General features: G+C 63.6%; 15 protein-coding genes. 10 read left to right on the forward strand and 5 right to left on the reverse strand.

The window, feature by feature from the left end; genetic code table 11:
* Positions 1-9 precede the first annotated feature (9 nt).
* The 8 genes from rnpA to A5785_RS17445 all read left to right on the forward strand — a co-directional run bounded on the left by rnpA (position 10) and on the right by A5785_RS17445 (position 7,286).
* Positions 10-456: a ribonuclease P protein component gene (gene rnpA / locus A5785_RS17410; RefSeq protein WP_082937803.1), complete on the forward strand. Its 447-nt coding sequence runs from the start codon at positions 10-12 to the stop codon at positions 454-456.
* Complete coding sequence (gene yidD / locus A5785_RS17415; RefSeq protein ID WP_049699188.1) at positions 456-917, forward strand: membrane protein insertion efficiency factor YidD; 462 nt, start codon at positions 456-458, stop codon at positions 915-917. Before rnpA ends, yidD begins: the two co-directional genes overlap by 1 nt.
* A 7-nt stretch (positions 918-924) precedes the next feature.
* The gene (yidC, locus tag A5785_RS17420) at positions 925-2,133 is read left to right on the forward strand and encodes a membrane protein insertase YidC (RefSeq protein WP_049699189.1); all 1,209 of its coding nucleotides are present in this window, start codon (positions 925-927) and stop codon (positions 2,131-2,133) included.
* A 152-nt stretch (positions 2,134-2,285) separates the two neighbouring features.
* Entirely contained in the window at positions 2,286-2,981 is a 696-nt protein-coding gene (locus A5785_RS17425) for a Jag family protein (protein WP_049699190.1), read from the forward strand.
* 156 nt (positions 2,982-3,137) lie between these two features.
* A complete protein-coding gene (gene rsmG / locus A5785_RS17430) occupies positions 3,138-3,872 on the forward strand; it encodes a 16S rRNA (guanine(527)-N(7))-methyltransferase RsmG (protein ID WP_049699449.1) in 735 nt (244 codons plus the stop codon).
* A gap of 172 nt (positions 3,873-4,044) precedes the next feature.
* Positions 4,045-5,019: a ParA family protein gene (locus A5785_RS17435; protein WP_049699191.1), complete on the forward strand. Its 975-nt coding sequence runs from the start codon at positions 4,045-4,047 to the stop codon at positions 5,017-5,019.
* A complete protein-coding gene (locus A5785_RS17440) occupies positions 5,016-6,119 on the forward strand; it encodes a ParB/RepB/Spo0J family partition protein (RefSeq protein ID WP_049699192.1) in 1,104 nt (367 codons plus the stop codon). Before A5785_RS17435 ends, A5785_RS17440 begins: the two co-directional genes overlap by 4 nt.
* A gap of 198 nt (positions 6,120-6,317) precedes the next feature.
* A complete protein-coding gene (locus A5785_RS17445) occupies positions 6,318-7,286 on the forward strand; it encodes a hypothetical protein (protein WP_049699193.1) in 969 nt (322 codons plus the stop codon).
* 39 nt (positions 7,287-7,325) lie between these two features.
* Here A5785_RS17445 and A5785_RS17450 read toward each other — a convergent pair whose 3' ends face one another.
* The 5 genes from A5785_RS17450 to sigM all read right to left on the reverse strand — a co-directional run bounded on the left by A5785_RS17450 (position 7,326) and on the right by sigM (position 11,802).
* Positions 7,326-8,561 carry an N-acetylmuramoyl-L-alanine amidase gene (locus tag A5785_RS17450; RefSeq protein WP_049699194.1) on the reverse strand — a complete coding sequence of 412 codons (1,236 nt, stop codon included), beginning with the start codon at positions 8,559-8,561 and terminating at the stop codon, positions 7,326-7,328.
* Positions 8,562-8,846: 285 nt separating this feature from the next.
* The gene (gene trxA, locus A5785_RS17455) at positions 8,847-9,185 is read right to left on the reverse strand and encodes a thioredoxin (protein WP_005205925.1); all 339 of its coding nucleotides are present in this window, start codon (positions 9,183-9,185) and stop codon (positions 8,847-8,849) included.
* A 56-nt stretch (positions 9,186-9,241) separates the two neighbouring features.
* A complete protein-coding gene (gene trxB, locus A5785_RS17460; protein ID WP_049699195.1) occupies positions 9,242-10,240 on the reverse strand; it encodes a thioredoxin-disulfide reductase in 999 nt (332 codons plus the stop codon).
* Between the two features lie 112 nt (positions 10,241-10,352).
* Entirely contained in the window at positions 10,353-11,129 is a 777-nt protein-coding gene (locus A5785_RS17465; RefSeq protein ID WP_049699196.1) for an anti-sigma factor family protein, read from the reverse strand.
* Between the two features lie 109 nt (positions 11,130-11,238).
* Positions 11,239-11,802: an RNA polymerase sigma factor SigM gene (gene sigM / locus A5785_RS17470; protein WP_049699197.1), complete on the reverse strand. Its 564-nt coding sequence runs from the start codon at positions 11,800-11,802 to the stop codon at positions 11,239-11,241.
* Between the two features lie 291 nt (positions 11,803-12,093).
* Between sigM and A5785_RS17475 the strand changes: the two genes are divergently transcribed.
* Entirely contained in the window at positions 12,094-12,516 is a 423-nt protein-coding gene (locus tag A5785_RS17475) for a hypothetical protein (protein ID WP_082937806.1), read from the forward strand.
* 51 nt (positions 12,517-12,567) lie between these two features.
* A complete protein-coding gene (locus A5785_RS17480) occupies positions 12,568-13,503 on the forward strand; it encodes a PA domain-containing protein (RefSeq protein WP_049699199.1) in 936 nt (311 codons plus the stop codon).
* The last annotated feature ends 5 nt before the right edge of the window (positions 13,504-13,508 follow it).

The following is a 13,508-nucleotide window of genomic DNA, read 5'->3' on the forward strand; positions in this document are numbered from 1 at the left end:
GGGTCGGTGATGGCGTCAATCCATCGGATCTCCACACGATCCGACTTCTCCCGCACGCTCAAGAAGGGCGTGCGGGTATCGTCGCGTGATCTCCTTCTGACCTTGTCGATCCTGCCAACGCGCTGGCCCGACGACACGGGGCGTCGAGTCGACGTCGCGACGTCGGGCGGACCCTGGCTCGGGTTGATAGTGAGCAAGTCAGTCGGCAATGCCGTGACCCGACATCTCGTGGCGCGTCGAATCAGGGCGGCGTTCGCAGAGGTGATGGATGAATTTCCGACGACCGATATCTCGGTCGTCGTGCGTGCACTTCCCAGCGCCGGCGAGGCGTCGAGCGTCGAGTTGGCCGAGCAGCTTCGGAAAGCATTGCGAAACGCCAAGGTTCGACGACTCGCCGCCGAGGTGCTCGACGCTCCGCGCTCGTTCTCGACCGAATCTGCTGACGGTGCGTTGTGATGTCAGCGTCGTCGACCCAGGCATTCATCCGGTTCTGCCACCTGCTGCCACGTCGAGTGGTGATCTTCCTGATCGAGCTGTACCGCACCTGGGTGTCGCCGTTGCGTCTGCCGACCTGTCGTTTCGAACCGACCTGCTCGGGTTACGCGGTCGAGGCGCTCACACGCCACGGCTTCTTCTACGGCGGCGTGCTGTCGGTGATCCGACTGCTCAAATGCGGCCCGTGGCACAAGCCCGGCTACGACCCGGTGCCCGAGGAGTCGTTCCGGTGGCCGTGGATGCCGAAGCCCGACCCGGCTCTCGACAGTCAGCAGGCTCTCGACGATGAGCAGGCCGAGCAAGACCAAGAGTTTCCATCGACGCACGACGGATCCGCTGATGGCGGGCCGGCGGTGCGCGGACGTGTAATCACGGAGGACACCACGATCAGCGTGGGTGTCTCCGCGAAGAGTGAGGGGTAACTGTCCCGTGCTGAACTTCATCTATTGGCCGGTCTCCTGGATCATGTGGGTCTGGCACTGGGTGTTCGACCACATCACACCGAACACGCCGGGCGGCAATGGCATCGCTTGGGCGCTGTCGGTGATCTTCCTCGTCTTCACGCTGCGCGCGATCCTCTACAAGCCCTTCGTGAAGCAGATCCGCACCACGAAGAAGATGCAGGAGATCAACCCGCAGCTTCAGGCGATCCGGAAGAAGTACGCCAAGGATCGGGTCAAGATGACCGAGGAGATGCAGAAGCTGCAGAAGGAGCACGGGTTCAATCCCCTGCTCGGCTGTTTGCCCATGTTGCTGCAGATCCCGGTGTTCATCGGTCTGTTCCACGTGCTGCGTTCGTTCAACCGAATGGCCACAGGCATGGGCCAGTTGCACATGACCGCGGAGCAGACGCGTAACACCGGAAACTATGCGTTCAACCCCGAACAGGTCCAGAACTTTCTCGACGCCCGTCTCTTCGGAGTCCCGCTGTCGTCGTACATCACCGAGCCTGTCTCCGAGTTCCAGGCCTTCGTGCAGCCCGGTCAGCCGATCGACTTCACACGTCTGAACATCGCGATCGTCGTCATCCCGATGATGATCATCGCGTCGATTGCCACGCACATGAATTCGCGCGCATCGGTCGCGCGGCAGCCCGAGGCGGCACTCGAGAACCCGCAGACCCGCATGATGAACATGCTGGCGCTGTACGTCTTCCCGCTCGGCATCCTCGTCACCGGTCCGTTCTTCCCCGTCGCGATCCTCCTGTACTGGATGAGTAACAACATCTGGACATACGGGCAGCAGCACATCGTGTTCGGTCGTATCGAGAAGGAAGAAGAGGAAGCGCGCCAAGCGAAGCAGGAAAAACTCAAGGCGAATGCTCCCAAGCCCGGCGCGCGGCCCGACCGAGCGAAGAAGAACAAGAGCTCCGGTTCGGGGCAGGCTCCCCTCTCGCTCGACAAGTCCGACGACTCTCCCGAAGAGGCGGCGCTTGACGCTGCCTCAGACGGTGACAACACCAACGGCACAGACGACAGCTCCTCGACGCAGCACGTCGTCGGAAGCAAGCCGAAGCCCGGTGCGAAACCCGCGGGCGCGGCGTCGTCGAAGAGCTCGGGTAACTCGGGCTCGGGTCCGAAGAAGCAGGGAACTTCCAATCAGCGCAACAAGAGGGGCGGGAAGAAGGGTCGACGATGATCGGCCGCCGATCCGAGTGGCGGTGTTTGCGAGGCGCAGATGACGTCGCGCGGAAACACAGCCAGGAGCCGGTGCGGCACGAGTCCGTCTAGAGACTCTCCCCTCCCCCAACACAGACATCACCGATGAACACACAGCGAGGTGCAACTGATATGACAGCCGAGACTGCAACACACGCAGACGCCGAGTCGACCGAACGCGACGAGACCCTCGAGGCGGGCGCGAGCCAGGAGGCCGCCGACACGGCAACCGTCGAGTCGACGACCGATGGCAACGACGGCGACGCCACAGACACGGCCAACGACGATGATGCCGCGACGGCGGACGCCGACGACGCCGAAAACGAGGACGCCGACGCGGATGACGAAGCTGACGAGGAAGACGAAGAGGAGCGTCTCGTCGAAGAAGGCGAGATCGCGGGCGACTACCTCGAACAGCTTCTGGACGTGCTGGACTTCGACGGCGACATCGATCTGGATGTCGACGGTGACCGCGCGATCGTGAGCATCGACGGCGGGGATGATCTGACCAAGTTGGTTGGTCGTAAGGGCGAGGTGCTGGACGCACTCCAGGAACTCACCCGGCTCGCCGTGCAGCAGGCGACGGGTGATCGCAGCCGGTTGATGCTCGACATCGCGCGGTGGCGTGCGGACCGTCGCGAGCGGCTCGCACGACTGGGCCGCGAGGTCGCGGAGCGTGTACTCGAGTCGGGCGAGCGGGAGCAGCTCGATCCGATGACACCGTTCGAGCGGAAGATCGTGCACGACGCTGTCGCTGCGGTCGACGGGGTCATGAGCGAGAGTGAAGGCGCGGAACCGAAGCGTCGCGTCGTCGTCATCAAGAACTGAACAGGATCGCCCGCCGATGCGGCGGTAGATCGCGCTACGAAGTCCCGGTTCCGGCCGGGACTTCGTTGTTTCACCGGTAGGAATGACATGCGTGTAGTTCGGTGTTTCACGTGAAACATGAACGCGAGCCGCGCCAGAGGAAAGGCACTGTTTCACGTGAAACACGACGGGTCCGACGGAGACAATGGCGATCACTCGACGGCCGACGACGGTGACCTAGCGGACCGTGCCGCTGTCGCGGACTCCCCTCCCCCAGCCGCAACAGCGATCTTCGGCGACCGTCTCGAACTCGCGCAGCAGTACTGCAGGATCCTTGCGACCGACGGGATCGACCACGGCCTCATGGGTCCACGGGAGGTTCCACGTCTCTGGGATCGACACATCCTCAATTGCGCGGTGGTTCAAGAAGTCATCGATGACGGGCAGTCGATCATCGATATCGGTAGTGGCGCGGGCCTGCCGGGGATACCGCTCGCGATCGCACGCCCCGACCTCACGATCACGTTGATCGAACCACTGCTGCGGCGAAGCGATTTCCTGCAGCGGACGGTTGACGCGCTCGGACTTCCAGTCCGTGTGGTCCGCGGGCGTGCAGAAGAGAAGGCGGTCCGCGCGGAGGTGGAGCCGGCGGATGTAGTCACGTCACGCGCGCTCGCGCCCCTGGACCGACTCAGCAGATGGTCCGCTCCCCTGATTCGTGACGGAGGTCGTCTCGTTGCACTGAAGGGATCGTCGGCGCCCGACGAGATCGAACGGGATCGGAAGGTCGCGGAACGGAACGGAATCGGTGGGCTCCGCGTCGAACTAGTCGGGAAGTCTGTTGTCGAGCAGCCGACGACACTGGTGATCGGAGACAAGCGCGGTGCACCGAAACGTCGTCGAACGAGGTGAGAATGCGAGGACCTGAGTTGCTGACGTCTGCAGTTGGTTTGCGACGGCTTGAGGGAGCAAAATGGACAAGACATCGGAGTGTGGGCGAGGGATCGTGCGTGCTGCACGATAGAGGGGCGGAACAATCTTGGACGCCGACGATGCTTACGAAATATCGCAGAGGAGCCACAGCGTGACCGACCAACAGCCGGATGTTTCACGTGAAACGATTCCGACGGCCACGCCGACGCCCGAGCAATTCGACGACACTCCCATCGCCGCCGCCGCAGCCCGAGCCAGTCAAGTACTGACCCCTGGAGGCGCGGGCCAGTTACCCCGCCCCCCGCACACGCGCGTGATGACGGTGGCGAACCAGAAGGGCGGCGTCGGGAAGACGACCACGGCCGTGAACCTGGCCTCGGGGCTCGCGCTGCACGGGCTGCGCGTCCTGGTCGTCGACCTCGACCCGCAGGGCAATGCGAGTACAGCTCTGGGCATCGACCATCGCGCGCCCGATATCGCATCGGTCTACGAGCTGCTCCTCGGCGAGGTCACGCTCAAGGAGGCGGTGAAGCAGAGCCCGAGTCACGAGAACCTCTACTGCGTACCCGCGACCCTCGATCTGGCTGGCGCCGAGATCGAACTGGTCTCGCTGGTCGCTCGGGAGAACCGACTCCGCAATGCGCTCAACGATCCATCGGTCGCGGAGTTCGGCTTCGACTACATCTTCATCGACTGCCCACCGTCGCTGGGTCTGCTGACCGTCAACGCGATGGTCGCGGCTCGAGAGGTGCTCATCCCCATCCAGTGCGAGTACTACGCCCTCGAAGGTGTCGGCCAGCTCCTACGGAACATCGAACTGGTCCAAGCGCACCTGAACCCGAATCTCCACGTCTCGACGATTCTGTTGACGATGTACGACGGCCGAACCAAACTCGCGGATCAGGTCGCCGACGAGGTGCGACGCCACTTCAGCGACAAGGTGCTCGGCACCGTGATCCCCCGCAGCGTGAAGGTGTCCGAGGCACCGGGGTACGGCATGACGATCATCGAGTACGACCCGGGTTCACGTGGAGCAATGAGTTACCTCGACGCTGCGCGTGAAATCGCCATGCGTGCCAAGGACGAATTCCCCTCCACCACGGACCTCTCGAGAGGACAGCAGTGAGTCAACGAGACGCCCAACGACGCGGAGGACTCGGCCGCGGTCTGGCAGCCCTCATCCCGACCGGCCCCTCGGAGAACGAGTCGAGCGCTCCCCGACTCGGCTCGGCTGCTGCCGATGTCGTGATCGGAAAGGGAAATTCCGGGGGCAGTGCAGGCGGTAGTGACGCTCCCACCTCCCCTGCGAACGGAAGTCCGCAGAGCACCACGACGGCGCCGACCGATGCAACGCAATCGGGCACTAACGGAAACGCGTCTGCCGTGGTCACTGTCGACGAGGCCGGAGCGGTCTATCGCGAGCTGACTCCCACACTCATTCAGCCGAACCCGCACCAGCCACGCAGCGTCTTCGACGAAGAGGCGATGGCCGAACTCGTGCACTCGATCAAAGAGTTCGGGCTCATGCAGCCGATCGTCGTGCGCAAGCTCGCGACTCCGACACCCGACGGCGTGCTCTATCAGATCGTCATGGGCGAGCGACGCTGGCGAGCGAGCCAGGAAGCAGGCCTCGAGGCGATCCCCTCGATCGTGCGCGAGACACCAGACGGCGACATGCTGCGCGACGCCCTGCTGGAAAACATCCACCGCGCACAGCTCAACCCTCTGGAAGAGGCGGCCGCATATCAGCAGCTTCTCGAGGAGTTCGACGTCACCCACGAGGAACTGGCCAGCCGCCTCGGACGCTCGCGCCCGGTGATCACCAACATGATCCGTTTGCTGAAGCTCCCGATCCCAGTGCAGCGTCGAGTTGCCGCGGGCGTGCTGTCGGCCGGCCACGCACGCGCACTGCTGTCACTGGAGACCGGAAGCGATCAGCAAGAAGCGCTCGCCGCGCGGATAGTTGCTGAGGGACTGTCGGTCCGGGCCACCGAGGAAGCGGTGACTCTCGCCAATCGTGGCGACGGACCGTCGACCCCCACCCCATCCCCGAAGCGTCGGCAGATGCAGATGCCGGGTCTGCAGGATCTCGCCGAGCGGCTCTCCGACGGCCTCGACACCCGCGTGACCGTCAGTCTCGGCAAGCGCAAGGGCAAGATCGTCGTCGAGTTCGGCTCGGTCGACGACCTCGAACGTATTGTGGGGTTGATCCAACCGAAGACGTAGCAGCGATCGGCGCCTCGGGGAGATAACAGCGACCGGAGGCGCCGACACCCGCGAAAATTCGTGACCCACCGCATCCGAAAGTTTCGTCACAGTGACAGTCGAGCAGCACACCGAGCACATGAACAGTGAAACACCCTGCAGGACATCAGATTTCACGTTCGTGGACGGTCGACCGATGCGTCGGGACGAGGATTCACAATGAACTTCACGATTTCCAGCCTCGATCTCGAAGCATTCGAGTCACTGCCCCCGCACACCCGTCGTTGCGTGTTCTGGGAAGTCGATCCGACGTTCACCAACGCGGCGCCCACCCCTCCCGACGACGACCCCTCCCCCGTGCGCGGCTCCGCGTCGTCCACCGAGGTGCCGGCGGGACCGGCGAGCCTCACCAACTTCGAGAGCGAGTTCGACAAGGAGGCGTGGATCTCGTCGGTCCTCCTCGAATGGGGCACCTGCGGCCAGATCGCGATCGACTCGTCGACCGGCGTGGTCGTCGGCGCAGCCCTCTACGCTCCACCCGGACGCGTCCCCCGCTCGCGAAGTTTTCCGACGTCGCCGGTGAGCGCCGACGCGGTGCTGCTGACATCGGTGCGCACCGAGCCAGGTTTCGAGGAAGCAGCCGACCTACTCGTCGATGCCGTGGTCAGTGATCTGATTCGACGCGGTGTCCGCGCAGTCGAAGCGTTCGGTTTCGTTCGACACGGTGGGTCTCGCTACGGGGGCTCCCGACACGGTTCGTCGCGCGACGCACTCGAGCGTGAGTATGATTCTCCCGCAGCGTATTTCGGTGACGACGAATCAGCAGATGATGGAAAGAGCTCCGGCACAACAGATTTCGGCGACCTGAGTACGTGGTCGGATGAGGCCGTCGTCGAGATTGCGCGTGAAATCCTCGACGGTCCGGGTCAGGATCTGTGCGGGCAATGCATGATCGACGCCGAGGTCCTGAAGGACTCGGCGTTCGACGTCGTCGCGTCGCATGTGCGGTTCCCCCGCTTTCGACTGGAGCTCGACGAAGGACTCGGCTGGAAGGTCGGGGTCGAGAGCGCCTTGGAGAAGCTCGTCGTGATGGCCGCGATCGATCTCGTCGGCAGAGAGCGGCTCACCGTTCCGGCCGGTAGTCGTAGCGGAGCGCGAAACCGGTTTAAGCGGGCACGCGAAAGCTAACCGCGACCGAGCTCGCGGGAAGAGCTGGATACCTACCGGTCAGAATCCGGAAATACGTTCGGCCGCAAGGAGATCTGCGAACGTGTAGGTGCCTGTCGGACGGTCGTTCTCGCCGAGCAGGTACAGGCGCTTCACCGCGACGAGGATGGCCTCGGTAATCACGTTGCGATAGTGCGGATCGTCGAGCACCTTGGCGTCGTCAGGGTTGGTGATGTAGCCGACGTCGATGAGGACAACCGGCATCCTGGTGAGCCGAAGGATGTCCCAGGTGCGTTCGTGGACGCGGCAGTCGGTCAGCGGTGTGCGCGCGGCGATCTCACGCTGGATGAAGTCGGCGAGGTTGCGCCCGATGGTCGAATACGACCCGCGGTTGTTACCGAAGTAGAACGACGCGACGCCATTCGCGGCGGGTGTCTCGTGGTGTCCGCATCGCAGCGAAATCATCATGTCGGCGTCGACGAGATTGGCCACCCGAGCACGCTCGTCGTCGGATGCGTGGCCGCGACCGTCGTGCGACAGGAAGGTCTCCATTCCTGCAGCAGCCATCCTGCCTTCAAGGCGAGCGGCGAGATCCCACAGCACGCGGGATTCCAACTCGGCGACGGCTCCTGTCGAAAGTGCGTGCATCCCAGCGGTTCCCGGATCGATGACGATCCGCTTACCGGACAGTTGCGGGCCGGAGCGTCGAACATGCTCTTCTTGACGGATCGCATACGGCGACCCGCCGGTCACACGGGTACCGAGCCGGTCGAGTGCGCGCAGCGTCGACGGACCGCAAATGCCGTCGGCGGAGAGTCCGTACTCGCTCTGGTAGAGGCACACCGCGTTGTGGGTGCTCTCCCCGAAGACGCCGTCGACGAGTCCGGTGTAGTAGCCAAGGTTCTGCAGTCGGCTCTGGAGCGTGGCGACGTCGTCGCCGACCATGGGAGCCGACAGACGGTAGAGGAGCACGCGCGCGCCGAGTTGATACGACGCCTCGCGCAGCGACCGATACGTCGCCTGGCCGACGATGCCGTCGACGATCAGGCCGCGCTGCTGCTGGAACGCGCGCACGGCATGGTCGACATCGATGTCGAAGAGGGCGTCCTCGGTGCTGTGGATGACCGCACCGTTCTGGGCCGCTTCCCCGTTGGAAGGGCCGTTCGGCGTAGGTGTTCCTGCGCTCTCGGGTGCCGCGTGACGGCCCGGAGTGGAGCTGAGCAGTCCCTGTCCGGAGAGGATAGATCGAATCTCGGCTACGGCCGACCCACGATCTCCCAGTCGGAACGTTGGCATCTCATCTCCTCAATTGGACATGTCGCCGTGAGGGGACACGGACGACATTGAACCAAAGTGAATTGTCTCAGGTCGTGGCATGTGAGCAAAACTCATCCACGCGGCTGAACCGATCCACTCTGTGCCGCGTCCCCGAGGCTACCGTTCGCCGCCGACGACACGCAGCAGATAGTTCGTGATGCCAAACTAGCAGTACAGGCCACCGTCGAACGCCAGGTGAGGTGTTCGACGATGGCCTGGTCGGCTCACGAAGGTACGTGAGCGACGTCACTGCTGAGGTGTCGGTTAGGCGTTGGACCCGACGACGGAGTCGAGGTCGCGCAGGAGCGCGGCCTTGCCCTTGACGCCGACGATCGTCTTGGTCGGCTTGCCGTCCTGAAACAGGATCATGGTCGGGATCGACATGATCTTGTAGTCACGGGCAACGCCGGGGTTCTCGTCGACGTCGACCTTGGCGACGGTCAGCTTGTCGCCGTAGTCACGGGCGATCTCTTCGAGGACCGGTGCGATCATGCGGCACGGGCCGCACCAGGTCGCCCAGAAGTCGACGAGGACCGGTCCGCTGGACTCGAGTACCTGATCTTTGAAGGTGGCGTCAGTGACGGCCACGGTGTTTGCTCCCATGATGTGTCCTCCTCTGGACGTGGTGCAAGGTATCGGGTTGGGGATGAAACAGCTGGTCAGACGGTCGGTGCGACCGTTGCGACGACGTCACCCTCGATCGGCATCGGCTCGATGTCGCCCTGGTCGGCGAGCCACCGCTCGGCGTCGATCGCGGCCGCACATCCACTGCCTGCGGCGGTGATGGCCTGCCGGTAGGTGTGGTCGACGAGGTCGCCCGCAGCGAACACGCCGGGCACCGACGTGTAGGTGGTGCGGCCGGAGACCTTGACGTAGCCCTCGTCGTCGAGGTCGATCTGACCGCGGACGAGCTGACTGCGCGGGTCGTGACCGATGGCCACGAACATGCCGGTGACGTCGATGTTCTGCTTGTCGCCGGTCCGCGTGTCGGTCAGTTCGAGGCCCGTCACCGAGTTGCTGCCCAGCACGCCTGTGACGGCGGAGTTGGTGACGAACTCGATCTTGTCGTTGGCGCGAGCGCGCTCGAGCATGATCTTCGACGCCCGGAACTCATCACGGCGGTGGATCAGCTTCACGCTGCGGGCGAACTTGGTGAGGAAGGTGGCCTCCTCCATCGCCGAATCGCCGCCACCGATGACCGCGATGTCTTGGTCCTTGAAGAAGAAGCCGTCGCAGGTGGCACACGCCGAGACTCCCCTGCCCAGGAGTTCCTGCTCGCCGGTGATCTCGAGGTAGCGGGCAGCGGCACCCATCGCGAGGATGACCGCATAGGCGCGATGCGTCTCGCCGCCGGCGTCGACCTCTTTGATCGTGCCGGTCAGGCGGACTGCCTCGACGTCTTCCATGCGGAGATCGGCGCCGAACCTGATGGCCTGCTCACGCATCTCGTCCATGAGCGCGGGACCCTGGATGCCGTTCTGGAATCCGGGGTAGTTCTCGACCTCGGTGGTGGTCATGAGCGCACCGCCGAACTGCGTTCCCTCGAAGACGACCGGTGCCAATTCGGCGCGGGCTGCGTATACGGCAGCGGTGTATCCGGCCGGTCCGGACCCGATGATGATCAGGTCGTGGATCTGCTGGTTGTCTGTCTGGCTCATCCGTCCTCCGTGCTTGTGGCGACGCGCGGTACCGCTGGTTCTCCGGTGCGCGTTGTCGGCTCGTTCAACACAAGCCTAAGGGCAGATGTTCCCGCTGCTGATGCCGTGGCGCTCACCCACCCAGTCTGGTGCGCGACACCGTCGCCGGGTTGTCGGTATCGCATCCCTGCTCGACGACGAGCGCGTCGAACCGCCCGGCGACTCCGGTCCCGAGCAAAATCACCACACGCTCCGACCCTCCCACCGTGATCTCGCCGGAACCGAGGACCGGAGTTGACGCCGCTACACCGTTGGCCGCGGTGCACCGCCGCAGCGCTTCGTCGGATTCGAACGGCGCGTGGGCGGTCTTTCCGAGCACGGACAACGCCGAAGCCTTCTCGACGCCGTCGAGCTGCGTTGTATCGGGTTGCGTCGTGTTGGCCGAGGTTGATGGTTGCGCTTGCACTCCCGCGCCCGGTTCGTCCGTGGTCCTGGTGGCGATGACTGCGACGACTCCCACGAGCATCGCGATCGCAGCCGCGGCACCCACCAGCAGGGCTGCGAACCGTGCACGCGGGGCGCGGGTCGTCGAACGTCGTCGACGTTCGGAGAGATCGACGGGGGCCGTCGACGCCTGCTGCGCGTCGTGGCGCGCCCTGGAGTCGTTCTGAATGGCCGACAGTGTCGCGGCGATCCGCGAATCGACTTCTGGCGGAACGGGTTTCGATTCATCGGAGAGGTAACGCAGCGAGTCGGTGGTGCGGTCAAGGGCAGCCAGTACACGCTGGGCTGCGGGGTCGTTGGCGATCCGCGCGCGCATGTGGGCGGCGGTATCGTCGGGTAGCGCGCCGGCGTGGAGGTCGGCGAGCAGATCCTCCGAATAGGGCGGTTCGGGATACGGCGTGTTCATCGTTGCGCTGTCCTGCTCCCCCGACTGTTGTGGCCGTGATCGCGGCCTGGCTCGTCCACTGCCACATTCGACGTTGATCGACGCGGATTGGTTCCCTCGAATCTCGTCTTCATGAGTCTTCCTTGAGGTGACCGAGCAACTTCGCCAACCGGAGACGCGCCCGCGACGAACGACTCTTCACGGTTCCCTCAGCGACTCCTAATCGCTGCGCCGTTTCCGCGATGCTGAGGCCTTCGACGTCGAGCGCGACGACGACGGCTCGCTGCTCTTCCGGGAGTTGCGCGAGAGCGTCGCCAATGGTCATCGACAGATCGACCGCCGCATAGCGGTCTTCGCGCGCAGCCATTGCTGGAATCTCGAACTCAGGAAGAGAAACTGTGGGCCGCAACTTATCTCGTCGTATCCGATCGAGGCAAGCATTGACGACGATGCGATGCAGCCAGGTCGAAACTCGAGCGTCGGCCCGGTACGAGTGTGCCATTCGGTGTGCGTTGAAGAGTGCGTCTTGGAGCGCGTCGGCGGCATCGTCGGGGTTGTTGAGGGTGCGGTAGGCGACGGCCCAGAGGCGTTCTTGGTGGCGGTGGATGAGGGTGGAGAAGGCGTGGAGGTCGCCGTTGATATGGGCGGTGAGCAGGTGCTCGTCGCTGCGTGTGTCGCTGGTTCCCCCTGGCATGGGTTGAGATTAGTGCAGCGCGGTGTCGCGTATGTCGGGTTGGCGTGTCGGCTGTGGAGGGAGGTCGGGCTGGGGATCGGGTGGCGCAGAGCGCCCGCCGCGGGAAAGAGCGATGAGCATCCCCCGTACGATCGCGCCACCGGGTCTATTGCCATACCGCAACGAAAGCAGTGGACGATGCACATTCGATCTCAGCCGAGTCCTCTGAGGAGGGCGCGCGCTGTCGTCGTTGTTGCCACGACGATGAGCCTGCTTCTGATTGCAGCTTGCGGCACACATGAGGAGACTTCGATGCCGATGCCTACGTCCGCGCAAGAGTCGCAGGTACACGCCGCAGTGGATCGCTACGAGCACGCGAACTCTCACGGGTCGCGGCGCGACATCCTGGCGACGCTCACCGCGGACTCCCCCGAGCGCGAATTCCTGAGCGGATCGGACGAGGCGTTCGCCGAACGGCGAAAGCAACTAGACGCCGCCCAGTACAGCGAGAAGTACACCAACAGAAGGGATCTCACGATCACCGGTGATTCCGCCACGCTGACCACCGACTACGTCGAAACACGCAGCGACGGGTCGCCGACGGACACGCCGAGGACACTCACCGGCCAAGACATCGAGTTCACTCTGAATAGGGTCTACGGCGAATGGCTGATCTACGAGACCACGACGCCGGCATTGCGCAATAACCGCATCCTGCAGCAGGGTCCGCCGTGATCAGGCTGGCGGCCAAGCTGGGTACGGGAATGTAGACAGAAGGACGTTGTGGTGACAGTCGAAACCCATGGGCTGGCAGGACATCTGACGCGTATAGCGTCCGTCGCCGGGTCCGCGTTCTCCGACGACATCTCGTTGCTGGCTTGCTGGGTCGAGCAAGGGCTGATCTTTATTGTCTTCCGATCGAATCTGATGTGGGATGCCCGCCGAGCATTAGGAATTGTTTACGATCCGGCCAGTCTGGCAAAACCTATCGACGTCGAAGAACTCGCTTTCGAAATATATGAATACGAGATGGTGGAACCTCACCTCTATACAACCGCGTTCTCAACCGAGCACGACGCGATTCATTGGCGTGTCGTCGGGTCTTCTGAAATGCCGGCCCGCTTTGAGCGCCTGCTGACTAAGGCGGCAACTGAGGGATCCACAGAAGAGCACTTGAGACGATTAGCCGCAGCCTGCATCGCCGGTACCACCGTTCTCAGTGGACCTTCCTTCACTGGATCTGATGCTCAACCCGGCCGGAACTCGACCGAGCACGGCTCATTTTCTCCGCTGCCCGAAGCGGGGCTGAAGACGAGGTTTTCGTACGTGGCGTCTGCCGTCGATGCGTCCGTTGACGGTACGCCGGTGAGCCTGAAGCCATTTCCGTTCTCGACCGGAACCGATAGCGTTTCAGTGCCGCTAACAGTGTCCGGTGACGGATGCCAGGCAGGCCGGGCAAACACTGGCGGCAAGTTCGTCGTGGGTTACCGCGGTGGCTGTAGCTTTGAGCAGAAGTACGACGTTGCTCGACGAGAGGGGGCAGCCGGGCTTGTCATCATTTCCGATGAGCGTCTGACGGACGCGCGCTGGCAGAGTCCACGAATTGATCTGACCGAGATTCCGGTGCTTGTCTGCGACGAACCGGAATCCATCCGGCTGCTTGTTAATGGCCGTGCCCTCAGTGTTTCCTTTCATGGGCAGGTGAACTCATCGCCAATCTAGCTAAC

The sequence above is a fragment of the Gordonia sp. 852002-50395_SCH5434458 genome, assembly GCF_001665905.1.
GTDB lineage: Bacteria > Actinomycetota > Actinomycetes > Mycobacteriales > Mycobacteriaceae > Gordonia > Gordonia jacobaea.